Below are 24,002 nucleotides of genomic sequence, written 5' to 3' on the forward strand. Positions count from 1 at the left end.
TACCCTCCTATAACTTTGAAAATCTCAGAAATAAAAAGACTTTCCTTAGCTACGGAACAGGAGGGGCCATTATAGAAATCCGTTCATAAAACAACAAAGAAAACACCTCAATTACGTATGTTAATACTTATAGGAGGGTAATATTAACATCGATTTTTAAATATACTTTTTCAATTATATTACATACTACGTTTCTTTTACTAGTGCTCGGCCTTGGAGGATTGTTAAAAAGATAACTTGATGCAGTCGCCTTTTTATGGAATAATTAGAAATAGTTTGAATTCGTAAGTTTAATTATTAAACGATAGACTAGCATATTTTAATGTCACAAGCTTACAAACTGGAGGCCTTTCGTAATGATTGAAATTTTAAGGACAGTAGTAAACTTTCTAATTTCTCTATTCTCAGGAGAATTACCATTTGTATATTATGTATGGATTATTACCCTATTCCTAATTCAAATAACCCAATCTACTCTAAACTATAAACTCTTTAACAAGAAAGGCAATTTCAGCACTTATATATCGGAAGGATTACTTGCTTTTATTATTTTATTGTTTGGAGGAATATTAGTATCTAAGTTACTTGCTTACATAATAGACGATCCTACTATTAGTATGACGAATTTAACACATTATTTTGTTTCTCTTATCATATTAACTATATTTGTCGTAATAACCTGTGTTAAAGACTTTATAGAGATATCTATAAAGAATAAAAATATATCTCTTTTGAGCTTTTTAGTAATTTCCTTCATAACAAGTATACTTTCATTCAAGTTTTTATCACCTTTAATTGAAGGTTCTTTTTCTCTTTCTAAATCTTTTATCACCACTTTAATCATTCTAGTAACTGTATCCATTCCTCTATTAATTTCCTTAGAGGATAAGTATGCAGATGAAAAGGAAACGGAAAATTTATAGCTTCTCATTTACATAAAAGAAAGAGGGAGCTCCCCTCTTTCTTTTAAATCATTCCTTTTAATATTAATCCTAAAACTGACATTATTATCGCACTAATAATAATTCGCAAAATCCAAGTTGTGTTTGTACTTATTTTTTCTAATTGCTTATTGATTGTTGCTATATCTTTCTCATTAATAGTAGTACGCGTTTCTAAAGCACGAATGTCTCTCATAATTTCTTTTTGCTCCGCCTTGAGACTGTCAATTTTAGCGTAAACATCTTCCATATATTCACACCCTCTGTTCATCTTAATAGAAAAATCTATATATATTATGAGACAACCCTCTTACCTGTGAATACATTGCGTACATCCGCGTACCAAATTATTTGTACAATCTAATTGAATTATTCATATGTTTCCTATCTTCTATATAAATCAGCGTTAAGATAAATTAAAAAAGGAATCCCTTGTTTATTTAACAACAAACAAGGTGCAATCCAACATTCGGGAGCACCTACGATAATTTCTATTGTTTTCATATTTACAACTCCATATAATCAGTATGATTTTCTGAAGAAGCCACTTTTTGAACTGCTTAAAGTATACTAATATGAATACGAAATAGCTGTATTGATAAACTCTCTAGAACAATAAATATACTGGCTGAAACCGATCTATATCCAATATTTTTTCCAGTAACATGAATGGTTATTTCTGATAAATACGTTTGTATATCATTGTTTTCAAAAATTTCATCCTCAACCTTTACAATATCTGCTTCACAATCTACTTCTTTAAAAGTTTTCAATAATTTTGTTTCCAATAAACTACAATCAAAATTCTCATCTTTTATTACGGCAAATTTAACCTTCATATCGATTTCCCCATTTTTAACAAACTAAAATCATTAAATCAATATAAATATATATTATTCTATTAAATAATTCAAAATATACGCTTCTCATATACATTATTTCCTTTCACTCATACTTTTATCATTGAGTTTTTATTCACAAATTCGTAACACATATATATGAGTTATTATGCTAAAATTAGTTTATTCACAAGAAGAAGTTATTCTTAATAAATCAATCATTTTTAATACCCTGTTTAAAGCCTTGCCCCCCTGCAAGGCTTTTTCCTATTTAACTAGAGTAGTAGTTTTCGTTATGCATCTCTCCCCTTTGTTCCTTACCCTACAAATAATACTGAATGTTTATTTTACTTTTTCAACATCCTTACTCGCTCTGTTCGAGAGCTCTTTACCAAATATTCAATCTAATGATAAAATTGACCAAATTAATATTTTCGTCCATAACTGTATCAAAAAGTACACTAAAGAAAAAATAGCACTCTCACGATTAAGTAAACGCGAGCTTTTTTCTTCTATCTACTTACTATTTAAGGTTAATAGTTTAGTAACAAGATTTAAAAATTCGACTTAAATTCATTAATGAATGGAGAGGTTTATATGAAATTAAAAGACAAAGTAGCAATCATAACTGGTGGTGCAAGTGGAATTGGCGAATCTACTGTTCGTCTTTTTATCGAAGAAGGTGCAAAAGTAGTTATTGCTGACTTTTCTGAACGTGGAAAAGAACTATCAGATGAATTGAATGCACATGGATATAATACGTTATTTATTAAAACCGATGTAACAAAAGAGGCAGATATTAAACAGCTAATTCATGAGACAGTAAGTACATACGGTAAATTAGATATTATGTATGCCAATGCCGGCGTTGCTGATGATGCACCGGCAAACGAATTATCCTATGAAAAGTGGAAAAGAACTATTGATATTAATTTGTCTGGGGTATTCCTTTCTGATAAATATTCGATTGAACAATTTCTTAAACAAGGTACAGGTGGTGTCATCGTTAACGCTGGTTCGATTCATAGTTTTGTTTCATTACCTACACCAACAGCATACTCCTCTGCAAAAGGTGGTGTGAAACTATTAACTCAAAATTTATGTACTGCCTACGCTAAATATGGAATACGTATTAACGCGGTGTGCCCTGGTTATATTGACACCCCTTTACTAGGTAGTGTTAATCCTCAACAGAAAGAATATTTAGCTTCACTTCATCCACAAGGCAGACTTGGAACACCAGAAGAAGTCGCTAAAGCTGTCTTATTTTTAGCAAGTGATGATGCTAGTTTTGTTAACGGCACAACACTTCTTGTTGATGGAGGCTACACTGCACGTTAATTTAAAAATTTTGAAGCACCCTAAAAAATATATAGTCTTCAACAAGAAAAAGCGCCATCACAAGTGACGGCGCTTTTTCTATGTAAGAGCAACTAGAAGATATCCTTCTAGCCTACTCCCATTTATAAGTCCAAAACTGTTCAAGTTGCAGCCATTTTAATGTTGCTGCATCTTTGTTTTTTATTTTTGCATGCGTGTCTTCAAGCATTGCTTCTGTTTGTGAACGGTGCGCACCTAATGCAGTTAATTTATGATCAAATACTTCACTAATGTTATTTACAACATCCGGTTCTCCTAATACTGCTTCACGATTTTTCGTAATCGCAACAGCATGAATAACTGGGCGCTCTTCTTTTGGCATACGTGATACAGCGCGAACGACAGCGCGGCCAAATGCATTATGATCTGGATGTACACCGTGCTCTGGATAAAATGTAATAATTCGAGATGGATTTACTTCTTGAATGATTGCTTGAATTTTGTCAGCAACGAAATCAACATCTTCAAATTCTAACGTTTTATCATGGAAGCCAAGCATTCTTAAATCTTTAATACCCATCGCTTCACAAGCATCTTTCAATTCTTTCTTACGGATATGTGGAATCGTTTCACGGTTAGCGAATACGTTCTTACCCATGTTACGTCCCATTTGTCCTAGAGTACCACATGCATATGTTACAGGTACTCCTTGATCTGTTAATAAGCGAATTGTCCCTCCCGCAGCATATGCTTCATCATCTGGATGCGGAAATACAACAAGTACATGTCTCTCCATAAGTTTCCCTCCTTCTTACTTAAATGGTGTTAAGCTTAACTCAAGTGCAACTGCTAGACGACCTAAATTATCATGTCCAGCTAATAATAAACGCTCTTGATCGTCTACTTCCCAGTGCGTAATACCTTCAGCATATACCCAACCGTGATCCATTTTCAGACCAACTCGGTATGGATTTGTTCCAGTTATCTTCCCGCGTTCAAAACGGATAATCGCATTTCGAATGAAAGCACCAACTGTCATCATCTTTTCATTTATGTGTGATGCATACGCTCCGTTTGTCGTTTCTAAATGAATATATACATCTTTATTTACAAAACGTTCAATTTCATTTTGAATAAGAGAACTATCTTTTACTATTTCCATCGGAATTCACCTCTTTAAACCATTTTACGCAAAAATAATGTAAATTGCTATCTCTATATTAGAGGACAACGCTCACTTTTCCTAATAATTTGCACTGTGTTTTTTATATTTTTTATATGATATGTAAAAAATACATTTTTTCCTTCACTTTGTTAAATAGTTTTCTTTCTTTTTTGAATTTGCTACAATATATTTTATCCCGTATTATTGCAGCGAGATACATTTCGACAATTGAATACATAATTTAAAGAAGGTGACATGATTGGAACAGTCAGCACATGAAGTAGCAAATTGGCAATATTATTTTGCAATTGCCGTATTTTTAATCACGTACGGATTTATTATTTCTGAGAAATTGAATCGTGCTGTAATCGCACTATTCGGTGCTGCTATTATGATTATTTTTGGAGTTGTAGATTTACATACTGCTTTCACATCACATATTCAATGGGAAACGATTACCCTTTTAATTGGGATGATGATTCTCGTACATATTACGAGTCAATCAGGCGTCTTTGAATTTGTGGCCATTAAAGCGGCAAAAGGAGCTGGCGGAAAACCGATTCGCATTTTATTATTACTATCCCTATTAACTGCTGTCGGATCAGCATTTTTGGACAATGTAACGACTGTTTTATTAATCGTTCCTGTTACATTATCCATTACACGTATTTTAAAAGTAAATCCTGTGCCTTATTTGATTTCAGAAGTGCTGTTTTCAAATATAGGCGGAACAGCAACATTAATCGGTGATCCACCTAATATTATGATTGGATCAGCAAACAAGCATTTAGACTTTAACGCCTTTTTACTTAACTTAGCTCCAATCGTAATTATTATTTCTATTGTGACACTTGGCATTATTTACTTCATGTACCGTAACAAACTAAAAACAACACCTGAACAAATCGAAAAACTAATGGCATTAAATGAAAAAGATTATATTAAGGATCAAAGCCTCCTTTTAAAATCTATTTCGATTTTAGGACTAACTATTTTAGGCTTCGTACTTCATTCGATTATTCATGTAGACGCTGCCGTTATAGCGATGACAGGCGCTACACTTCTTATGTTAATCGGCGTGAAAGAACATGATATTGAAGATGTATTTGCCCACGTTGAATGGGTAACCATTTTCTTCTTCGCCGGACTATTCGTTCTCGTTGGCGGGTTAATTGATATCGGACTTATCTCTTCACTTGCAAAAGAAGTAATCGACGTAACAAACGGTGACATCGGATTTGCAGCTATACTTATTTTATGGGTATCTGGCATCGCATCTGCAACAATCGACAACATCCCATTTGTCGCAACGATGATCCCTCTTATTCAAGACTTAGCTACAGGACTCGGACTATCTGTCGATTCTCCGCAAATCGAAGTACTATGGTGGGCGTTATCTCTTGGAGCTTGCTTAGGAGGAAACGGAACGCTAATCGGAGCATCTGCAAACGTAGTCGTTGCTGGTATTGCAAAACGTGAAGGACATGGCTTCTCTTATATGGACTTCTTAAAAATCGGTTTACCATTAACTATTGTTGCACTCTTGTTATCACATGCTTATATATATTTACGTTATTTAATGTAAAAGTTGTATTGCATGAAATTATATCGTCAAATACAAAAGGTTTGCAGCATCCGTGCTGCAAACCTTTTTTCATCACCAAAATATACCGATAATTGCTAAACCGCCTAAAATCATACCACCAATTTGTCCGACAATTGTTGGTGATAATTGAACACCTTTTCTCACTTCAACAACTGGTCTTTCGTGCCTTAGTTGCTGCACTTCACTTTGAAGTTGGTGCACACTTCCGTGTAACTCTTTAATAAGTTCTTTTAATTCGGCGACCTCTTCATTTACTGGTTTTGCCTTTTCTAAATTCATTTTGCATGACTCCTTATAAATTCAATCAACACACTGTGAATTTTCGCCAATTACCATTATATCTCCTGCATACTACATATATAATTTCGAATGTATTTTCTAACCTTGCCGCTCTATCCATTCATCCCGCAATATCCCCATAATCATACGGTCAAAACACTTCCCATCTCTTTGAACCGCTTCTCTCATACAGCCTTCCATTTCAAAACCCATCTTTTTATACAATGCAATGGCAGGTTTATTATACGAAATAACATCGAGACCGATGCGGTGTAAATTCAATTCATAGAAAGCATACTTTAGAATAAGATGTATTGCTTCTTTCCCATATCCTTTTCCTCTATCATTCGCATCTCCTATACCAATGGCTAATAAACCTGTTCTGTTATTCCACTCTATACCATGAATCGCCACAAAACCAATTAAGCGATCTTCTTGAACTGCCCTTACCATGAAAGAAACACTATTCGATCTTCGTCCTTTTAATAACCCATCACTTGCTATTTCATTTAAAGATTGCGGGAATGCTACATCTGTATCAACATTTCTTAAATACTCACTATCTTCTTGCCACATAGCCATTACTTCAGCATCTGTTTCTCTCATAGCTGATAATTTAATCGTTTTATTTCGAAAAAGATTCATTGTCATTTCAAACTCCCCCTTTTTTAATAACGGGGATACTTATTTTAGCCTATTTATCCCCTTGTTCCATAAACTGCTTTATAAACGGGATACTTACAATAAGCGCTGACATTGGCACATCTCCTCTACGTTAAATTAAATTCATTGTATAATTTTTCATTTATTCTAACAATAAAAAAAGACCCTCTAAATTTAGAGGATCTTCCTAACGACGAATCGATATTATTTCGTAAACATTTTCTCCGCTTCATCCATTGCCATTTTGTTTCCTAAAGCAGAATAGTCAAGCCATGGTTGGTCATTGATAATGTATACGTGCTTGCCTTTAACTGCTTTTAAGTCTTTCCAGATTGGTGTTTCTTGAAGTTGTTTAAATGCAGCTTTTGCTTTATCGTCTCTGTTTACAACAACGAAAATAGCATCTGCATCAAAGTCAGGTAATACTTCTTGTGAAATGACTTCGAAAGGACGGTTTCCATCGATTTTCTCTACACCATTTGCAGGTTGTAACCCTAGGTCTTGGAATAAAATTGGTCCCATCGGTCTTTTCGTACTAAATACACGCAATTCTTTTGCAGTAACGCGAATTGCCATTACTTTTTCGTTATTACCTAGCTCTTTATCTATTAAACCTTTTACTCGTTTTGATTGCTCTTCGTAATCTTGAATATATTTATCTGCTTCTTTCTCACGGTTTACAAGTTTACCAACTTGTTTTAAATGCTCTCTCCACGTACCTTCATCTAAATTGAAAGAATGTGTTTTTGCAATTTTTTCGTATTTCGCTACATCTTTACCAGCATATTTTTCATCAACATAAATGTCAGTTGGCTTTAATTGAAGTAACGCTTCCATATTCGGATCTGTTACAACACCAAGCTTCTTCGTATCTTTCAACTTCTCTTTAGCGTGCGGTAAGAAATCTTTTAAATCTCCACCAATAACAGAACCTACTGGTGTAATTCCTAATGCAAGTAAATCATTTGTTAAATGAATAGACATTGAAGCAATTTTTGGATTATTACTTTTTTCCGTTTTTTTCGTTGCCTCTTCATTAGCTTTCGTTTGACCACATGCTGCTAATACTAAAATACACATCACGCTAAATAAAATAGTAAGTTTCTTTTTCATATGTTCTCCTCTTTGAAGTATTTATTTTGTTTTTGTAAGTAAATAAAGAAAATACGGTGCTCCTAAAGCTGCCACTACTACACCAGCTGGAATAGAATTTGGCTCAAATATAGAACGACCTATCGTATCTGCTAGCACTAAAATAATCATTCCGATAATGCCAGCTAAAGGAAGAAAGTGTTGATATGTAGTACCTACTAACTTCCTTGCGATATGCGGAGCAACTAAACCGATAAAACCAATTCCTCCTGCCATCGATACACTTGTGCAAGATAATCCAACCGCTGTAGCTAAAAGTAATAACCGTTCTTTTTGAACAGAAACACCAAGTCCTGCTGCTACACTATCACCTAGTGACAATGCATTTAACGTTTTAGATTTTAGCCACGCATAAGGGGTTAGTATGAAAATCCAAGGTAATAATGAAAGGACATGAATCCAATCCCTTCCCCACACGTTACCAACTAGCCATCTAGAAGCGAATGTATACGTCTCATCATTTAACTTGAGAGAGAAAAATAGCGAAATTGCACTAAAGCCAGCTGAAACTGCAATACCGACGAGAATAAGTCTAATGGGAAGTAAACCTTTTGACCGATCACTCGCAAGTAAAATAATAAGAAATGCAGCTAATACTCCTCCGCCAAATGTAAATAACGGTATTAAAATGGATGCACTCTCATTAATAGAATGAAAGAGAGTAACAAATACGATAAGACCGAAAGATGCACCTGAATGCAACCCTAAAATACCAGGATCTGCAAGTGCATTACGTGATAACCCTTGCAAAATCGCACCGGAAATACCAAGACCGATACCGGCTAACATCGTGATTATTATTCTTGGCATACGATAATCATATAGCACGGTTGCACTCTCAAAATTACCATAACCCAAAAGTGTTTCAATTACTCTAAGTGGCGCTATACTCAGTGTCCCTGTATTTAAACTAATTAAAATTACAGCGATACTTATACATCCGAAGATTGTAGTTACAGTAATAGCTCTCTTTTTATCCGTGTTAAAAAGATCTTTCACTTATAACTCCCTCCCAACTTTACGTGCTATATAGAGGAAGAACGGAACTCCAACAAGAGCTACCATAATCCCTATCGCAAGTTCCTTAGGAGGATTTACTGTTCTTGCCCCTAAATCAGCTACAACTAATAACATAGCTCCTAATAATGCTGACATAGGAATAATGAGTCTATAATTCACACCAACTAATTTTCTAGCAATGTGCGGGATAACTAGTCCCACAAATCCAATAGAACCAACAGCTGAAACAGAAACACCTGCCAGAATAACTACTATAATCATCCCTAGTATTCTCGTTCGGTTCGTTTTCACTCCTAAATTTGTAGCAACATCATCCCCCATTGATATGAGTAAAATAGATTTCCCTAGCATTGTCGCGAAAATAATCGTTATAAGAATAATAGGAACTAAAAATTTCAAGTGTTCCCACTTAACCCCTGCAACACCACCAGCATACCAAAACGCTAAATCTTGGCTTAAATCATAATAAATCGCAACACCTGAACTTAATGAATGTAAAAGCGCTGCCATAACCGCTCCAGCAATCGTTAACCTCATTGGTGTTAACCCGCCTGATGTTGCTGATCCAATAACAAAAATAAGTACTGTGCTTAAGACTGCTCCAATAAAGGAAACAATCATTAAATAGGAATACGGCATATGCGGAAAAAAAGCAAAACTAAGTGCCACTACAAACATCGCACCTGCATTTATTCCGAGTACACCTGCATCAGCTAAAGGATTTCGTGTTATACCTTGCATAACAGCACCAGCAACCGCAAAAGCTGCCCCTACAACTGCTGCACCAATTACTCTCGGGAGCCTTAATTCATAAATAATTTGGTGCTGCGTTAATTTCGGATTGTAATTCAAAATCGCTGCCCACACCGTTTGTAAATGAATATCTTTTGCACCAAATGAAATGGCTAAAAATATAGATCCAATTAAACATAAAATTGTTAAGCTCATGAAACATATGAACTTAATATGTATCCAGCGGTTATTACCAGCATGTACAGTAGACTTATGTAACATGTTTCATTTCATCCTTTATATTCAGTTGTTTTTTATAATTATTTCTTATTTATAATTATTATTGATAATAATTATCATTTTCATTTAGATATTATATCCCCACTTTTTTTAAATAGCAAACTATTTTTTCACTTCGCTAAATATTAAAATACTCATTACAATTCCCTTCTAAAACTTACAAATACATGCAAAATAGACTACTGGATTATTTTTTAAATTGTAGTATACTTATTAATTATTTTGATTTTTCTAATAAAAATCCCGAAGGTGACACAATGTTCTATATAAAACAACTACTACACTTCACTTACGAGCAAGCATTATCTTGCTTATTCCCAGTCATTATTTTCTTAACACTAGCCCTTTCAAAAATCGTTTCTATTCCAGGGTTATATCGCTATGATTTCATACTCATCGCATGTCTTCTTATGCAGTGGATTATGTACAAGACTGGACTTGAGACGAAAGACGAATTAAAAGTAATTACTGTCTTTCACCTCATCGGCCTTTTACTAGAAATATATAAAGTTCATTTCGGTTCATGGAGTTATCCTGAAGAGGCGTATTCAAAGATTTTTGGAGTTCCGCTTTACAGCGGCTTTATGTACGCAAGTGTCGCAAGTTACATATGCCAAGCGTGGAGAAGGTTGCATTTACAAATGCATTATTGGCCGAAAGCTATTTTTACCGTGCCATTAGGAGCAATGATTTACTTCAATTTTTTCACGCATCATTTTCTATACGATTTTAGATGGTTCTTAACTTTACTTCTATTCATCGTTTTCTTTCGGACATTTGTGGAATTTTCATTACGAGGCGTTACATATAAAATACCACTCGTTCTCTCCTTTTTCCTTATCGGTTTCTTCATTTGGATTGCAGAGAACATCGCAACATTTTTCGGAGCATGGCAATATCCAAATCAACGGGAAGCATGGAATCTCGTTCACTTAAGCAAAATTAGTTCATGGTTTTTACTCGTTGTTATTAGCATTATGATTGTCACGCAGCTCAAACATTTGAAGGAATCAAAAAGATAATGCTGATTATGTAAAAACAGTTAGCCCATCACTCATTAGAGAGTGATGAGCTAACTGTTTTTAGTAATATTTTTTAAACCGTCCTTATCAAGGGAGTTATAATTTACAAGAGTATAAGCAATTACACATTATGAACTGCTACTAGCAGAAGATGTTGCTACAGATGAAGCGGCAATCGTTGCCATCATAGCTGCCTGTTGTGCTTGTATGAGGACTTCTATCATTGTTTGTAAACCTGTGTTAGTAGCTTTACTTTCCTCACCTTTCTGACTTACGAACAGTTGAATAGCAATAAGAATAGTTGTATCTGTATGCCAACGGAACAATTTATCCCCCTGCAATTTTTCAATAAATGCTCGAATAGAATGAATCTCTTTTTCTCCGTCCTCGAGTAACGCTAGTAGCCCGATAGCTGGGTAATGCATCTGTTTTACTTTTACCTTTTCTTGCTTTAACAAATTCCATATATTTGTACATTTTGCAACTAATAGTTCTTCCCTGACATCCTTCTTTAGTGAAAGAATATGACTCAAAAATTGAAGATCATTCCCTTTACGCAAACCAGCTGTCGCTAGTTTCTGATAAAGACGTTCCACTCGGTCCATAAGTGTTTCTACATGCTCTGATTGTCCTGCTAATAAAACTGCGAGCGGATAATCATTTGTACTTGTAAGAAAGAGGTGATCCTTTTTCATGCGTTTATATACTTGCATCGAACGCTGAATGTGCGCGCCATGCTGTTCATTTTCTTCTGTTAAAAGCACAGCTGCTGCGAGATAAGTAAATATACTCCGGCTAAAGCCACCAATGACCAATTGTTCATATAAATCTAAAAACTTCCGAAAAGCTTCCTTGTAATCTGTAAAGTGAATATCTAATGTTGCGGCCACTACAAAACGATGATAAGACTTTAAGTATGAAAACATCCCTACCTGATTCTTAATATAACTACTAATTTCTAAAAAACGTCCGAGATCAAACAATTTATCACTACCTGCATACATAGCAGCAATCATCATTCCTGTTCGAGAATCACTCGTTTTCCATTTTAGTTCTCCCTTTAACTGTACATATGTATGTTTATATTGCTCCAACTTTTGCTCTAATGTAATCATAGTATTCACCCCTATTTCTAGTTCTTCTCTATTATTATACGTATATTCCATATTTAGGAATACTATAATTAATAATCACAACATAAAAAATTATAAAATTCTCTAATCCTTCAAGAAGTTATACAAAAAAGGTAGATAATAATTTATCTACCTTTTTTGTATATATTATTTAACATTACAACTGTATTGCTTGTTATATGCAATTAAGACTAAAGAGCTTTAATAATACGTTCCATCGCCTTCATTTGCCCAATATGATCAGCTTCATGATAAAGCATCATACCGTAAAGCTCCCCTACTGTTTCCAATCCTAGGAATGGCTCTGGCAGTTTATTTTCAAATGCTTCTGCTGGAATTTCGTTAATACGTTTTGCTTGTTCTTTTAATTGAGCCGTTAACACTTCTAACGATGGTCCTTCTGTCGTCCATTTAGATGGTCTTGATCCATATCCAAACATACCTGGATATTCAGTTGGCAATTGTTTAAATTCTCTTCCGAACATGAAAGTCTCTGCTGCTGTTAACACGTGACCGATATGCCAACGAATTGTATTGTTAAAACCCTCTGGCTGCGTATCCACAGTTTTATCATCTAACGTTTCCATAAATTTAAGTAACGCCCCGCGCGTTATTTCAAATTGTTTTAAACCCACTAGTCTATTCATTTTATCGTTCCCCTTCTTGATGTACAATTTATTATGAACTAAGAATGTTCAACTTATTAAAGTTTCACCTTGTTTAATCTATCAGAAACAAATAAGAAATACATCTAATATGCTTATTAAAAATAATAAAAAGGTTCACTCCTCGTAAATATAGAATTACTTACTATGTTAATAAAAGAGGAGTGTACTTGCATGTTACATATTTTAAAACAACAATATAATCTTATTAGCTCTACAAGAGAAACTCTATTTTCGTTTTTGGAAGAAATCCCAGTAGAAAAATTACATAGCACAGTTCCTAATTTCGGAAGCGGTAGCATTATAAAGACTCATATTCATGTAGCCGATTGCTATCGATACTGGCTTGGATCATTCGCATTCAAGCAAAAAAGAGCAGATTTTTCATTTGCTAGCGATTACGAAATTGAGCATGCAGATGTGGAAAAAGTTCGCGCTAGATTTAAGTTAGTAGATGAGACTGTACAACGTTTTTTAGATGAATACAATGACCGTTGGCTCGAAAATATAGCAAATGAAGTGAAATGGCAAAAAGAACCTTGGAGCACAACTCCGCTATGGCTTTTAACTCATACGGAGACGCATGAATTTCACCATAAAGGACAAATTGTATCTATGGCTCGTCACCTTGGATATACTCCTCCTGATACAGACCTTAGTTAATACATTCGTGTTCATTTAAAAGCGGAATGAGCAGCAAGAATAATAGTATGATCAAAAAACTCGTTGATACATTTTGTTGTGTATAAAACATTTATTATTTGTTTTAGGTATACCATGCCATTATAAAATTCATGTAACATCGAATTAAGATTCATATTTTTTATGTAACTCATTGAAGAAAGTTAAGTATTTATACATTCAATTACTAACTAAAGGAGAAAATTATAATGAGATTAGAGAGCGAGAGAATTTATTTAAGGCCTCTTTGTCAGCTAGATGCTCCTATTATATTACAAAGTACAATGGATGATGAAATAAGATATATGACTGGAACTAAGTCCACTTTTTCATTGGAGCAAATTACGAAACATATAGATCATATAAATAATGATTCAAGTCGCTATGATTTCGCTATTTGTTTACAAAGTACTGACAAGATGATTGGAGAGTTGTCGATTTTAGATATCGATGAGGAGAACAAAAGAGCAGGATTCAGAATATCAATGCTTTCAATAGCATTAACAGGACAAGGCTATGGAACGGAAGCTATTAAAATAGTTTTAAGATTTGTTTTTGAACAACTATCATTAAATCGTTTACAGTTAGAAGTATTTAGCCATAATTTACGCGGAATTAAAGCTTATGAAAAAGTTGGTTTTGTAAAAGAAGGAACCTTACGTCAATCTTTATTTTATAACGATACATACTCAGATGAAATTATTATGGCCATACTTAAAAGCGATTATATAGAGAGACCTTTGTAAATGGATGCAGTTAATCTATTAAACAAATTTAAAGAACCTTACCACAATAAAATGCAGTAAGGCTCTTTCATTTTCATATCAAATAACAGCTCTTAAAACATGTATAATCGTATTAATACCAAATAGTCTCCGCATAATTATATGCATCACTATTCGGAATTGCATGTTTCCCTTGTGCTTGTGCCTTTCTTGGATCTAAATCATATACCATTGGTGTATAGCATGATGTTTGCCCTTTATTTACAACACCATTTCCTCCAGCACTTCCGCAAGTGTATGCCTTTCCATCTGTTTTTCTAACAATCCTTGCATCAGCTTCATTATTATAAACTGCCAGGCGAGTTACAGTAACTTTTGCCCACGCTGTTTTACACGTCGTGCTAAATTTTAATTCTACATAAGAATTTGAATCAATCCACTTCTTTTCTTTCGTTACTGCGGATTGATCACAGCTGTTATAGTAAGGACTTTTCCCATCATATGAATGATCTTCTGCGTATACTTTATCGCTATTAGTCGTGCTAAACATACTAGTTACAATGAGTAAAGATAGCAATAAACATGCACTCGTCTTTTTTAAAAGTTTCATATCATTTCACTCCTTTCTTAATAACGTGCTGTTTTTCCGTAACCGTTATTAAACGTAACTGCTTCAGCATCTGCTGTGTATCCGAAATCAGCAGTTAAATCAAATACCATTCCTGTATAAGTGCTCGTTTGACCTGTTTTTATTGTGCCGTTCCCCTGATTAGAAGTAACTGATTTTTGGAATACACCATTTTTGTATTTATTCACAACAGCGTACGCGTACACTCCTCCCGAAACAGCTGGTGCTGGTTGATCTAAAACAAACTTAGCCCATGCTGCATGACATTTATTACTGTAACGTAAATACACTGTCCCTACTTTTTTACTACCTTCATATACAGCTGTAGATTTTGCATTAAATCCATCTGCATCACACGTCGTACTTCCCCCGTATACTTTCGTTGTTGCTGGATTCTTCCCGTCATAATAACTACTTAAATCAGTAGCTGCAAATGTACTTCCTTGGAAACTAAATAATACCCCTACACTCGCTGCACTTAACACACATACTTTCATTAGCTTTTTAAACATTGTAAATCTCCTCCCTCAAAATAAGTACGTTTATCTATCCCCTATGTACGCCCCTCCTTTCATGCTGCCTAGAGGCATCTTACAGAAACGAATAAAAGTTGTAAATTCCCTTACGATTATTGGAATATACAAAGAAATTTACTTATCCTTTTAAGAAAAAAAGTTGAGAAATACACATTTGAAGAAATCCTTTATTTCAAACATAAAAGAACTGATACTTGTTACATGCAAGCATCAGTTCTTTATAAAAAATTGCCATTTTTTCTTTTTATAAAATAAATATTTCTCCACTTAATCCGTTGTAAAGAACTCCCTCGTTACATCAATAAATTGCTGCAGTGGCACTGTCATCCATTTGTCTTTATGCCAAGCGATTTGCGTATAAATCGGAGAGATTGTATTTTCTAAATGTAACTCTTTTATCGTCCCCTCTCGTATATCTTTTTCTACTACTATTGCTGGTAAAACGGCTATGCCTAAATCTGCAATAACACATTGTTTAATTGCTTCAACACTAACAAACTCAATTTTATTTGCTGGATATACATCTTCCCAGCGAAATAGCTCTTCAAATAAAGTCCGATACGAGCAGCCTAATTCTGTTAGTAACAGTGTTTCACTCTCTAAATCTTTTATAGAAGCAGTAGTCTGTTCAAGTAAACGATGTGTAGGAGCAGCTACTACTTTTAATTCTTCTTTCATAAGCGGTTCCACATGTAAAACATCTTCTGTTTTACACTCATCCAAAATAAATGCAAGATCTACTTTTCCCTCCATCAATTGTTCCTTCGCATCTTTATTGGAATGTGCTGGTTTAAATATAAGTTTTATTTTTGGGAATTGTATTTTAAACCTCTTTAATATAGAAGGCAGTCTGTATGTACATTGACTTTCTTGTGCACCAATTATTAACGTACCTGCTATTTCTTCATCATCTTTCACAGCCATTTTCGCTTCGTTACTGAGTGCAATCATCTTGTCGGCATATAGTTGAAACTTCCTACCTGCTTCAGTTAAGAAAAGACGTTTTCCTAATCTTTCAAATAAAGGTGTACCAAGCTCAGCTTCTAACGTTTTAATTTGCGCTGTCACGCTCGATTGAGCAAAGTTTAATTTCTTCGCAGTTTGTGTAAAGTTCAAAGTATGTGCCGCTACTTTAAATGTAATTAACTGTTTTATTTCCATTTATCATCCCTCTTTTCAATCGATATTTCCGATTGATTCCATCGAAATAATCCTCTTTGTCTATTGATAGTTGTATTGTATGATAAAGAACATCTATAAACAATATAAATGGAGGTATTCCATATGAAAGCACTTTGTTTCGAAACATTCGGAGACGCTAATGTTCTACACTATAAAGAAATACACGATCCAATCATAAGTCCAAATGAAATTCTTGTCCGCACGAAAGCAATCGGATTAAACTTCGCTGATATTTATAGACGCCGCGGCGATTATCATCTTGCTGGCAATCCGCCTTATGTATTAGGTTATGAAGGAGCTGGAATTGTTGAAAAAGTAGGAGCTGACGTTACTACTATCAACCTAGGAGACCGTATTGCATTTGCGGACGTCCCATTTGCAAATGCAGAACTAGTTGCCGTTCCATCTGAAAAAGTAATCCCACTACCAGATTCTATTTCTTTTGAAACAGCCGCTTCTGTCTTATTACAAGGATTAACTGCACATTATTTAACGCACGATAGCTATCAACTAAAACAAGGTGATATAGCTTTAGTACACGCTGCAGCTGGTGGCGTCGGTCAACTTCTTATTCAAATGATTAAACTACAGGGCGGAACAGTAATTGGTCTTACATCATCAAAAGAAAAAGCAAAGATAGCTACATTAGCTGGTGCCGATCACGTATTTTTATATACCGAAGCATGGCATATGAAAGTACTTGAAATGACTAATGGAACTGGAGTAAATGTTGTGTATGAATCAGTAGGTTCTACATTAGGGGAAAGTTTTAACGCTACTAAAATTGGCGGTACTGTCGTATTTTACGGAATGGCTGGTGGTAATCCTGCGCCAGTTGATCCGCGTATGCTTATGGATACTTCAAAAACTTTAACTGGTGGAGACCTTTGGAACGTGCTTACTACTTTTGAAGAACGTAAAAAACGATCTACTCAATTATTCGATTGGATCGCAACTGGAAAATTAAACATTTCAAATCCTACTACATTCTCTTTACAAGACGGTGCTCTTGCTCATGAATTATTAGAGAGCCGTAAAAGCACAGGGAAGATTTTATTAATCCCATAATTCACAAAATGAAAAGGAAGCTAGATTTCTCTACCTTCCTTTTCTTATTTCTATTTGAGATTTAATTATATTTCCACACTTTCTTTCCCTTTTGCAACATAACTCATATCTCCAACAGACTCGACTGTGTATGTTCCATCTTGATATACAATTTTCGTCACACTAGCATTTTCCACTCCAAGTTTTGTTTTGCTACTGTCTAACATTTCTATTAAGGTAGTAATCAAAAGCCCATGAACGACAACTAAAACGTTACCGCCACCATTTCCAGCAGCTTCTTCACTAATTTTATCTATCTCTGTTTTTATACGAGTAGAAAATAAGTCCCAATCTTCCGCCTGTTTTGTAGGATCTGCTACGCTAATAAGATTAATCACTTCTTGAATAGAAAACTTCATAAGTTCTTCTGGTGATGCAACGCCTGCAGCTTTTCCAACCACATCCCACATATTCTCAAGTTTTTCACCTTCAAAAATACCGAAATTTAATTCTCGCAAATTTTTTCTTTGCTCAAGTTTTAATTTTGATTGCTCACTATATTTTAATACTAAATTAGCAGTTTCAATTGCGCGGCCGCTATCACTACTATATGCATTCATAAAATGAATATCTTTTAATCCTGTCCCTAAATTTGTGGCAACTTCAACACCTTTTTCTACTAATGGAGAATCAGCCCAACCTTGCGCGCGATGATTCGTATTTAATATTGTTTTACCGTGTCTTGTAACATATAACGTAACTGCATTCTCATTGCTATCTGTTTCTCGCTTATTCATTTCATTCTCTCCCTTTACGTTTCTATATCAATTTTACCACCTCAATTATTCATTGAGCAAAATATACGTCAGTAGATCCGCTTAATAAAAAAAGCTATCTTTCTGTATATCCATACAAAAAGATAGCATCTTTTATGATTACATTTCTTAACCGTTACTCCTACTCAGCAAAAGCACTCGAATATTGTACAATTCCTTTTACACCTCGAAGAGCATTTTCTGTTAATTCCATTATCATAAATACCTCTTCAGGCACTTCAAACGGTGCTTTTATATTCCACTCACTTGCTTTCTTAAAACCAAATTTCGGATAGTACTCTGGATGTCCCAATACTACAACTGATCCGTATCCAAGTTCTTTCGCTTTTTCTAATGCAGCTACAATCAGTTTTCCACCAATTCCTTTTTTCTGATGACCCCTAGCAACTGAAACTGGTGCAAGCGCTAATGATTCTACAGAAGTTCCATCTTGTTCTATTGTAATTTTCGATAACATAATGTGACCAACTATATCTTCATCTACCGCAACAATTGATAACTCTGGAACAAACGCGTCACATTCTCTAATACGTTTTACAAGTTCATGTTCTGTTTTATCACTAAATTCTTCCTTTAAAAATGCTTCTTTTACGACTTCTTCTGTTTTTCTATAATCATTTTTTTGTTCTTGTCTAATCGTTACCATTTTAACTTATCCTCTATTCTTTCTTATTTCTTTTTGAATTTTACGCAGTGCTTTTTTCGATCCGCGCTCAATATCGTGTTGCATTTTTCTTTCTTTATAATCAACAAATAGTGTATTTAAATCGTATCCTTCTGGATATAACTCCTTCGCTGCTACTTCTAAAGTAATACGTTTTACATTTACTTCAACGAATTCACCGTTATAATATACAACAACGTTATAAAAATTATCTTTTTCCTTATAGATGATACCAAAATCATCATGATCCAATAAATTAACACGATCGCCGATTTTGTACTCATAATGAGATTCTCTTTTTTCTTGTACGAATTTCGGTTTTCTAATTTTACTTTCATTCACTTTTTCTAAAGCGTACTCTTTATTTCCCATGTACTCTTTCGCCCTTTTCAGTACATGTTCTTTTACGTTCATTTTATTCGCAATCCAAAGTGCATTACTTTCTCCTGATTTTCCGATAACTAATTTATAAAGCGGCTCTAACGTTTCACTATTAAACTGCATCGCTGCATTCATAAAGTCATCATGCATTTCTGAGAATCGTTTAATTTCTCCGTAATGCGTACTCGCAACGGTAATACATCCCGCAAAGTACAACTCTTCTAAAATAGAAATTGCAAGTGCTGCACCTTCATTTGGCTCTGTACCGCTCCCTATTTCATCAAATAAAAGTAACGTATTATTATTTGACATCCTCATAATCTCAGAAAGATTTTTCATATGAGATGAAAATGTACTTAGTGCGTTTTCGATACTTTGATTATCACCAATATCTACAAATACATTTTCAAAAATAGCGATTTCTGTCCCTTTATCTCCTGCAATATGAAGACCTGACATTGTAGCTAATGTTAACAATCCAATCGTTTTTAACACAATTGTCTTTCCGCCCGCATTCGGCCCTGTAATAATTAAACTACGATACTCTTGACCAATTTTAAAATTCAAGGGTACAACTTGCCCTGTTAAAAGCGGATGCTTACAATTCACTAAATGAATGTAGCCATGATCATTTAACTTCGGTTCTATTCCATCAATCGATTTACTAAACTTCGCTTTCGCAAATACCATATCATACTGACTAATTAGCTCCATGTTAATCTTTATACTATAAATATTTTCTAATACCATCCCTGATAAAGTCGCTAAAATTTGATATTCTTCAACCGCTTCTTCTGCTTTCAAACCTGCTAGTTCTGCATTCAATTTCGTAACCGTATGCGGTTCTATAAATACAGTAGAACCTTTTGCCGAGGCTTCAATAATACTTCCGGCAACTTGGTTTTTATAGGAAGATTTAATTGGAATCGTATAACGGTCATCCTTTTTACTAATAAAGAATTCCTGAATGAATTTCTTATTTGCACTACTATTTAAAAACTTCGTTAAACGTTCTTTTATTTTCCCATCTACAGAATCGATATTATTTCGAATTCGTTTTAACTCTTTACTTGCAGCTGCATCAATACTATTTCCTTTAATTGAAAAGTTAATTTCCTCTTCAATACTTTTATATTCAGTCATTGAATTTGCATAAGAAGCTAATACTGGTGCAAAAAATTCTTTATCTAACATAAACTTTTTAATCTTTCTACATCCACGTAAAAAGTCTGAAACACTCACTAATTCTTCTGGATCTAAAATCATACCTTTTTCTAATTTTTGAATTGTACTAGCAATATTAGAAATGCCGAAGAAAGGAACATGCCCTTCTGCATCTAATATAGCTCGTGCTTCTGTCGTTTCATTCAGCCGATTTCTCACTACTTTTATACTCGTACTCGGCTCTAATTTGTTTAATAATTCCTTACCTAATCCACTTACACAATAAGATTTCACTATATCCTTTAATTCGTTATATTGTAACTTTTCAAAAGTCATCGTATTCATTTTGTTTCTCCTCACTATGATTGATTTTTATCATAAATGAAGATACCTACTCATTAGATTCCAATGAGTCATATATAAAATTCCATAATTATACAATAAAAACATATACAAAAAAGCTGCGGGGATACCGCAGCTTTTACATTTACAAGGCATGTGTAATAACGTATGAGGAAATAAGCCATAAAAAATAGATGGCAGTCCCTTATTACACGCTTTATAAAGTATTGTAGGTATCTTCATAGGTTTTGAAATAAATGCATGACAAAATTAGGGGTATGATGTACATAAAAATCCCCTGGTCTTATCCGATTTATTTCATTAAATTTTTCCTATTTAATACCTACCGCACTCACAAAAAGCACCTCTCATTAATTTATATTATAGTCATTGAAATCTAATTTATTGAAATCATCATACTATATGTTACGTGAGAAGTAAAGGTGTCATACTTTAGTAGTACGTAACTATAAATTTCAATATTGCTTAAATTAGGTCTATATTCGCTGAAGAGAAATTATAAGAAGCGCCTCCGCTATTGCGAATGTCATTTACTTCCCCAAATACATTTAATAATTATGACAAGCAATGATAGGAGGTTTACTATATGAATGAAGAGTATAGTATTTTACACGGACCTGCTCTGGAACCAAATTTAATCGGTCCCACACTACCATCAATTCCACCATTTACATTCCCCACCGGACCTACTGGAATCACAGGACCTACCGGCGCGACAGGTTTTACCGGAATTGGAATAACTGGTCCTACCGGAATCGGAATAACTGGTCCTACTGGCGCAACCGGTTTAGGGATTCTTCCCATATTTGGAACAATAACTTCTGAAGTAGGAATCGGTTTTTCAGCAGTAGTTAATACAAATATTAATTTTACCATTCCAGGACCTGCTAGTGGAACTACCCTAAATCCATTAAATAATTCTATTACAATTGATACCACTGGCGTGTACTCTGTATCCTTTTCAATTGTATTTGTAATACAAGCTATATCGTCTAGTATATTAAATCTTACAATAAACGATTCCATTCAATTCGCAATTGAAACGCGAGTTGGTGGTGCTTCTGGGGTGAGAGCTACATCCGCCAGAACTGATTTACTACCTTTAAATCAAGGGGATGTTCTTCGAGTACGAATAAGAGAAGCCACGGGTGACATTATATATTCCAATGCCTCTCTTGTTGTTATAAAGGTCGACTAGCTCTTTTATTACAATAAAGATTTATGAAAAATAAAGTGAAACTTTAATAAGCCCTCACCAATCGGGCTTCCCACAAATAGCGGGATAAATATGCACAATATAAAAAGAAGAGGAAAACTTATATTTCAGTCTACCTCTTCTTTTTCATCACCAAATTATTGTTGAACATATATGGAAACTGATCCTCCACTTACTTGGAACTGCCCCCAACCATCCTTATTAATTGTTACAGTATTTGTTTGATTACCCGTAATATCGTACCATACTTCCCCTGCGTTATTCTTTCCAACATCCATCCACTTCGCCCCTCCTGGTCCATCAGAGATTAATGTTGCTAAACCAGAATTAGCATGTACACTATCACCTTCTCTTGTCCAGCCAATCACATCCGGATGATCAAAATAATCACGCTGCGTACCATATGCAAAGTTTTTTCGTGCCGTCAAAATCGGATCAATTTTGTCCTTTAACGCTGGAATTTCATAGTTACTATTTCCTTTTGTACCATAGTAATCACCATAGAAAACAGAAGGATACCCCTCTGCACGCGTTAAAATAAATGCATATGCCAGCGGTTTGAACCAAGGGCTCACTACAGATTCCAATGACTGACCAGGCTGTGAATCATGATTTTCAACTAGAGTAACCGCAAGTGTAGGATGATTCGCAACTACCGTTCCTTTTAAAATATTTCTCATATCATAATTTCCATTTCCTGTTGAAGCATAATGAAAATTATAATGAAGTGGTGCATCGAACACAGATTGATTATAATTAACCTTCGCTAAATAATTATTTAAAGTCTGGATATCATTTTGCCAATATTCAGCTACTGTAAACATTTCTTTCCCTGTTTGCTGTCTAACATGATTTACCCAATCGCGCAAATATTCATGATCAATATGTTTAACAGCATCTAAACGAAAACCATCTAAATTTAATTCATTCGCATACCACGTTCCCCATTTTTTCATTTCATTCGCAACATCTGGATGATCAAAATCAAGATCCGCATACATCAAATAATCATAATTCCCATTCTCGCTAGACACTTCCCAGTCCCATGCTTTACCTATGCCCCTAAATTTATAAATTCGGTTTAATTTCCTTCCTTCATCCCAATCCGTTCCGTCAAAATGATACCATTTCCATTTGAAATTAGAATAAGAATCTCCACGTCCTGGAAAGTTAAATCCCGTCCACGCACTAATTTCATAATCACCTGATACTTCAACATTTCGATTGCTCGGGTCTACCTCAACTGCTGTTACAGTTTCTGTATAATCAGCCCCACCTTTATGATTCATAACTACATCACCGTATACATCGATGTTTTTCTTATGTAAAGCGTCAATTGCAGATTTCAATTGTGCTTTCGTCCCATATTTCGTCCGCACTGTGCCCTTTTGATTGAATTCCCCCAGATCATATAAATCATATGCTCCATATCCTACGTCATTTTGCGTAGTTCCTTTATATGCAGGTGGTATCCAAACAGATGTAATTCCTTTTTCCGCTAAATTTTCAACATCAGTACGCAAACGATTCCAATGATTCCCATCATTCGGAGCATACCACTCAAAATACTGCATTAACGTTCCATTGTTAACTGTGTCTGCATATGCCTTACTCCCCTCATATATACTAGGTAAAAACATAACAACTGACAATCCGACTATTGTTATTCTTTTAAACATCTGTACACCATCCCCTTCCAAGAAAGCGTTTGCATAGTTTATCAGAATTATTATAATATTCGT

The 24,002-nt window shown here is 34.6% G+C and carries 26 protein-coding genes; 8 read left to right on the forward strand and 18 right to left on the reverse strand.

The window, feature by feature from the left end:
- The first annotated feature begins 356 nt into the window (after positions 1–356).
- Positions 357–923, forward strand: coding sequence for a DUF5823 family protein (locus ACTFR3_RS04795; protein WP_440044211.1), 567 nt, complete (start codon positions 357–359; stop codon positions 921–923).
- Positions 924–966: 43 nt separating this feature from the next.
- Here the strand turns inward: ACTFR3_RS04795 and ACTFR3_RS04800 are convergent, their stop codons facing one another.
- Complete coding sequence (locus ACTFR3_RS04800) at positions 967–1,191, reverse strand: hemolysin XhlA family protein (RefSeq protein ID WP_000390461.1); 225 nt, start codon at positions 1,189–1,191, stop codon at positions 967–969.
- A gap of 310 nt (positions 1,192–1,501) precedes the next feature.
- Positions 1,502–1,780 (reverse strand): hypothetical protein, encoded by a 279-nt coding sequence (locus tag ACTFR3_RS04805; RefSeq protein ID WP_000865005.1) that lies wholly within the window; start codon positions 1,778–1,780, stop codon positions 1,502–1,504.
- Positions 1,781–2,377: 597 nt separating this feature from the next.
- Between ACTFR3_RS04805 and ACTFR3_RS04810 the strand changes: the two genes are divergently transcribed.
- Positions 2,378–3,121 (forward strand): SDR family NAD(P)-dependent oxidoreductase, encoded by a 744-nt coding sequence (locus ACTFR3_RS04810; protein ID WP_000768018.1) that lies wholly within the window; start codon positions 2,378–2,380, stop codon positions 3,119–3,121.
- A 112-nt stretch (positions 3,122–3,233) separates the two neighbouring features.
- Here ACTFR3_RS04810 and bshB2 read toward each other — a convergent pair whose 3' ends face one another.
- Both bshB2 and ACTFR3_RS04820 read right to left on the reverse strand, forming a co-directional pair.
- Positions 3,234–3,896, reverse strand: coding sequence for a bacillithiol biosynthesis deacetylase BshB2 (gene bshB2 / locus ACTFR3_RS04815; RefSeq protein ID WP_000439485.1), 663 nt, complete (start codon positions 3,894–3,896; stop codon positions 3,234–3,236).
- Positions 3,897–3,911: 15 nt separating this feature from the next.
- Positions 3,912–4,262: a YojF family protein gene (locus tag ACTFR3_RS04820; RefSeq protein WP_000407045.1), complete on the reverse strand. Its 351-nt coding sequence runs from the start codon at positions 4,260–4,262 to the stop codon at positions 3,912–3,914.
- A 262-nt stretch (positions 4,263–4,524) separates the two neighbouring features.
- Here ACTFR3_RS04820 and ACTFR3_RS04825 point away from each other — a divergent pair, with 262 nt between their 5' ends.
- Positions 4,525–5,850, forward strand: a complete 1,326-nt coding sequence (locus ACTFR3_RS04825) for an ArsB/NhaD family transporter (RefSeq protein ID WP_440044212.1) — start codon at positions 4,525–4,527, stop codon at positions 5,848–5,850.
- 72 nt (positions 5,851–5,922) lie between these two features.
- Here the strand turns inward: ACTFR3_RS04825 and ACTFR3_RS04830 are convergent, their stop codons facing one another.
- From ACTFR3_RS04830 to ACTFR3_RS04850, 5 genes are all read right to left on the reverse strand, one after another.
- Complete coding sequence (locus ACTFR3_RS04830) at positions 5,923–6,150, reverse strand: hypothetical protein (protein WP_001047304.1); 228 nt, start codon at positions 6,148–6,150, stop codon at positions 5,923–5,925.
- Positions 6,151–6,249: 99 nt separating this feature from the next.
- On the reverse strand, positions 6,250–6,801 hold the full coding sequence (locus ACTFR3_RS04835; protein WP_017673083.1) for a GNAT family N-acetyltransferase: 552 nt from the start codon (positions 6,799–6,801) through the stop codon (positions 6,250–6,252).
- 216 nt (positions 6,802–7,017) lie between these two features.
- Positions 7,018–7,926 (reverse strand): iron-hydroxamate ABC transporter substrate-binding protein, encoded by a 909-nt coding sequence (locus tag ACTFR3_RS04840; RefSeq protein ID WP_322356960.1) that lies wholly within the window; start codon positions 7,924–7,926, stop codon positions 7,018–7,020.
- 21 nt (positions 7,927–7,947) lie between these two features.
- Positions 7,948–8,964: a FecCD family ABC transporter permease gene (locus ACTFR3_RS04845; protein WP_322356961.1), complete on the reverse strand. Its 1,017-nt coding sequence runs from the start codon at positions 8,962–8,964 to the stop codon at positions 7,948–7,950.
- Complete coding sequence (locus tag ACTFR3_RS04850; RefSeq protein WP_322356962.1) at positions 8,965–9,999, reverse strand: FecCD family ABC transporter permease; 1,035 nt, start codon at positions 9,997–9,999, stop codon at positions 8,965–8,967. It abuts the gene before it with no gap.
- Between the two features lie 275 nt (positions 10,000–10,274).
- Here ACTFR3_RS04850 and ACTFR3_RS04855 point away from each other — a divergent pair, with 275 nt between their 5' ends.
- Entirely contained in the window at positions 10,275–11,039 is a 765-nt protein-coding gene (locus tag ACTFR3_RS04855; protein ID WP_063245699.1) for a DUF817 domain-containing protein, read from the forward strand.
- A gap of 128 nt (positions 11,040–11,167) precedes the next feature.
- Here ACTFR3_RS04855 and ACTFR3_RS04860 read toward each other — a convergent pair whose 3' ends face one another.
- Together ACTFR3_RS04860 and ACTFR3_RS04865 are read right to left on the reverse strand one after the other, a co-directional pair.
- The gene (locus ACTFR3_RS04860) at positions 11,168–12,205 is read right to left on the reverse strand and encodes a DUF4003 domain-containing protein (RefSeq protein WP_322356965.1); all 1,038 of its coding nucleotides are present in this window, start codon (positions 12,203–12,205) and stop codon (positions 11,168–11,170) included.
- 158 nt (positions 12,206–12,363) lie between these two features.
- A complete protein-coding gene (locus tag ACTFR3_RS04865; RefSeq protein WP_001081123.1) occupies positions 12,364–12,819 on the reverse strand; it encodes a DinB family protein in 456 nt (151 codons plus the stop codon).
- A gap of 192 nt (positions 12,820–13,011) precedes the next feature.
- Here ACTFR3_RS04865 and ACTFR3_RS04870 point away from each other — a divergent pair, with 192 nt between their 5' ends.
- Complete coding sequence (locus ACTFR3_RS04870) at positions 13,012–13,500, forward strand: DinB family protein (RefSeq protein ID WP_000902404.1); 489 nt, start codon at positions 13,012–13,014, stop codon at positions 13,498–13,500.
- A 227-nt stretch (positions 13,501–13,727) separates the two neighbouring features.
- Positions 13,728–14,264, forward strand: a complete 537-nt coding sequence (locus ACTFR3_RS04875; RefSeq protein ID WP_001235433.1) for a GNAT family N-acetyltransferase — start codon at positions 13,728–13,730, stop codon at positions 14,262–14,264.
- Positions 14,265–14,376: 112 nt separating this feature from the next.
- Here ACTFR3_RS04875 and ACTFR3_RS04880 read toward each other — a convergent pair whose 3' ends face one another.
- From ACTFR3_RS04880 to ACTFR3_RS04890, 3 genes are all read right to left on the reverse strand, one after another.
- On the reverse strand, positions 14,377–14,853 hold the full coding sequence (locus ACTFR3_RS04880) for a DUF2690 domain-containing protein (protein WP_000771156.1): 477 nt from the start codon (positions 14,851–14,853) through the stop codon (positions 14,377–14,379).
- A gap of 17 nt (positions 14,854–14,870) precedes the next feature.
- On the reverse strand, positions 14,871–15,383 hold the full coding sequence (locus tag ACTFR3_RS04885) for a YjfA family protein (RefSeq protein WP_000473741.1): 513 nt from the start codon (positions 15,381–15,383) through the stop codon (positions 14,871–14,873).
- Between the two features lie 291 nt (positions 15,384–15,674).
- Positions 15,675–16,568 carry a LysR family transcriptional regulator gene (locus ACTFR3_RS04890; protein ID WP_000403897.1) on the reverse strand — a complete coding sequence of 298 codons (894 nt, stop codon included), beginning with the start codon at positions 16,566–16,568 and terminating at the stop codon, positions 15,675–15,677.
- A 123-nt stretch (positions 16,569–16,691) separates the two neighbouring features.
- Here ACTFR3_RS04890 and ACTFR3_RS04895 point away from each other — a divergent pair, with 123 nt between their 5' ends.
- The gene (locus tag ACTFR3_RS04895) at positions 16,692–17,657 is read left to right on the forward strand and encodes a quinone oxidoreductase family protein (protein ID WP_000645267.1); all 966 of its coding nucleotides are present in this window, start codon (positions 16,692–16,694) and stop codon (positions 17,655–17,657) included.
- Positions 17,658–17,722: 65 nt separating this feature from the next.
- Here the strand turns inward: ACTFR3_RS04895 and ACTFR3_RS04900 are convergent, their stop codons facing one another.
- From ACTFR3_RS04900 to ACTFR3_RS04910, 3 genes are all read right to left on the reverse strand, one after another.
- Entirely contained in the window at positions 17,723–18,433 is a 711-nt protein-coding gene (locus tag ACTFR3_RS04900) for a histidine phosphatase family protein (protein ID WP_440044214.1), read from the reverse strand.
- A 160-nt stretch (positions 18,434–18,593) separates the two neighbouring features.
- Entirely contained in the window at positions 18,594–19,118 is a 525-nt protein-coding gene (locus tag ACTFR3_RS04905) for a GNAT family N-acetyltransferase (RefSeq protein WP_000256469.1), read from the reverse strand.
- Positions 19,119–19,124: 6 nt separating this feature from the next.
- On the reverse strand, positions 19,125–21,026 hold the full coding sequence (locus tag ACTFR3_RS04910) for an endonuclease MutS2 (protein ID WP_001095187.1): 1,902 nt from the start codon (positions 21,024–21,026) through the stop codon (positions 19,125–19,127).
- Positions 21,027–21,630: 604 nt separating this feature from the next.
- Between ACTFR3_RS04910 and betA the strand changes: the two genes are divergently transcribed.
- Positions 21,631–22,242 carry a collagen-like exosporium glycoprotein BetA gene (betA, locus tag ACTFR3_RS04915; protein WP_088054293.1) on the forward strand — a complete coding sequence of 204 codons (612 nt, stop codon included), beginning with the start codon at positions 21,631–21,633 and terminating at the stop codon, positions 22,240–22,242.
- Positions 22,243–22,397: 155 nt separating this feature from the next.
- Here the strand turns inward: betA and amyS are convergent, their stop codons facing one another.
- Positions 22,398–23,939 (reverse strand): alpha-amylase, encoded by a 1,542-nt coding sequence (amyS, locus tag ACTFR3_RS04920; RefSeq protein WP_000476408.1) that lies wholly within the window; start codon positions 23,937–23,939, stop codon positions 22,398–22,400.
- Positions 23,940–24,002: the final 63 nt, after the last annotated feature.

It is taken from the genome of Bacillus cereus group sp. MYBK14-1 (assembly GCF_051916885.1).
Lineage (GTDB): Bacteria > Bacillota > Bacilli > Bacillales > Bacillaceae_G > Bacillus_A > Bacillus_A cereus.

Coding starts and splice junctions, on each gene's coding strand:
- ACTFR3_RS04905 (WP_000256469.1), bottom strand. CDS start 19,118: ATGGTAACGATTAGACAAGAACAAAAAAATGATTATAGAAAAACAGAA.
- ACTFR3_RS04890 (WP_000403897.1), bottom strand. CDS start 16,568: ATGGAAATAAAACAGTTAATTACATTTAAAGTAGCGGCACATACTTTG.
- ACTFR3_RS04895 (WP_000645267.1), top strand. CDS start 16,692: ATGAAAGCACTTTGTTTCGAAACATTCGGAGACGCTAATGTTCTACAC.
- amyS (WP_000476408.1), bottom strand. CDS start 23,939: ATGTTTAAAAGAATAACAATAGTCGGATTGTCAGTTGTTATGTTTTTA.
- ACTFR3_RS04910 (WP_001095187.1), bottom strand. CDS start 21,026: ATGAATACGATGACTTTTGAAAAGTTACAATATAACGAATTAAAGGAT.
- ACTFR3_RS04835 (WP_017673083.1), bottom strand. CDS start 6,801: ATGACAATGAATCTTTTTCGAAATAAAACGATTAAATTATCAGCTATG.
- ACTFR3_RS04820 (WP_000407045.1), bottom strand. CDS start 4,262: ATGGAAATAGTAAAAGATAGTTCTCTTATTCAAAATGAAATTGAACGT.
- ACTFR3_RS04900 (WP_440044214.1), bottom strand. CDS start 18,433: ATGAATAAGCGAGAAACAGATAGCAATGAGAATGCAGTTACGTTATAT.
- ACTFR3_RS04875 (WP_001235433.1), top strand. CDS start 13,728: ATGAGATTAGAGAGCGAGAGAATTTATTTAAGGCCTCTTTGTCAGCTA.
- ACTFR3_RS04860 (WP_322356965.1), bottom strand. CDS start 12,205: ATGGAATATACGTATAATAATAGAGAAGAACTAGAAATAGGGGTGAAT.
- betA (WP_088054293.1), top strand. CDS start 21,631: ATGAATGAAGAGTATAGTATTTTACACGGACCTGCTCTGGAACCAAAT.
- bshB2 (WP_000439485.1), bottom strand. CDS start 3,896: ATGGAGAGACATGTACTTGTTGTATTTCCGCATCCAGATGATGAAGCA.
- ACTFR3_RS04885 (WP_000473741.1), bottom strand. CDS start 15,383: ATGTTTAAAAAGCTAATGAAAGTATGTGTGTTAAGTGCAGCGAGTGTA.
- ACTFR3_RS04810 (WP_000768018.1), top strand. CDS start 2,378: ATGAAATTAAAAGACAAAGTAGCAATCATAACTGGTGGTGCAAGTGGA.
- ACTFR3_RS04840 (WP_322356960.1), bottom strand. CDS start 7,926: ATGAAAAAGAAACTTACTATTTTATTTAGCGTGATGTGTATTTTAGTA.
- ACTFR3_RS04865 (WP_001081123.1), bottom strand. CDS start 12,819: ATGAATAGACTAGTGGGTTTAAAACAATTTGAAATAACGCGCGGGGCG.
- ACTFR3_RS04870 (WP_000902404.1), top strand. CDS start 13,012: ATGTTACATATTTTAAAACAACAATATAATCTTATTAGCTCTACAAGA.
- ACTFR3_RS04800 (WP_000390461.1), bottom strand. CDS start 1,191: ATGGAAGATGTTTACGCTAAAATTGACAGTCTCAAGGCGGAGCAAAAA.
- ACTFR3_RS04880 (WP_000771156.1), bottom strand. CDS start 14,853: ATGAAACTTTTAAAAAAGACGAGTGCATGTTTATTGCTATCTTTACTC.
- ACTFR3_RS04855 (WP_063245699.1), top strand. CDS start 10,275: ATGTTCTATATAAAACAACTACTACACTTCACTTACGAGCAAGCATTA.
- ACTFR3_RS04830 (WP_001047304.1), bottom strand. CDS start 6,150: ATGAATTTAGAAAAGGCAAAACCAGTAAATGAAGAGGTCGCCGAATTA.
- ACTFR3_RS04805 (WP_000865005.1), bottom strand. CDS start 1,780: ATGAAGGTTAAATTTGCCGTAATAAAAGATGAGAATTTTGATTGTAGT.
- ACTFR3_RS04795 (WP_440044211.1), top strand. CDS start 357: ATGATTGAAATTTTAAGGACAGTAGTAAACTTTCTAATTTCTCTATTC.
- ACTFR3_RS04850 (WP_322356962.1), bottom strand. CDS start 9,999: ATGTTACATAAGTCTACTGTACATGCTGGTAATAACCGCTGGATACAT.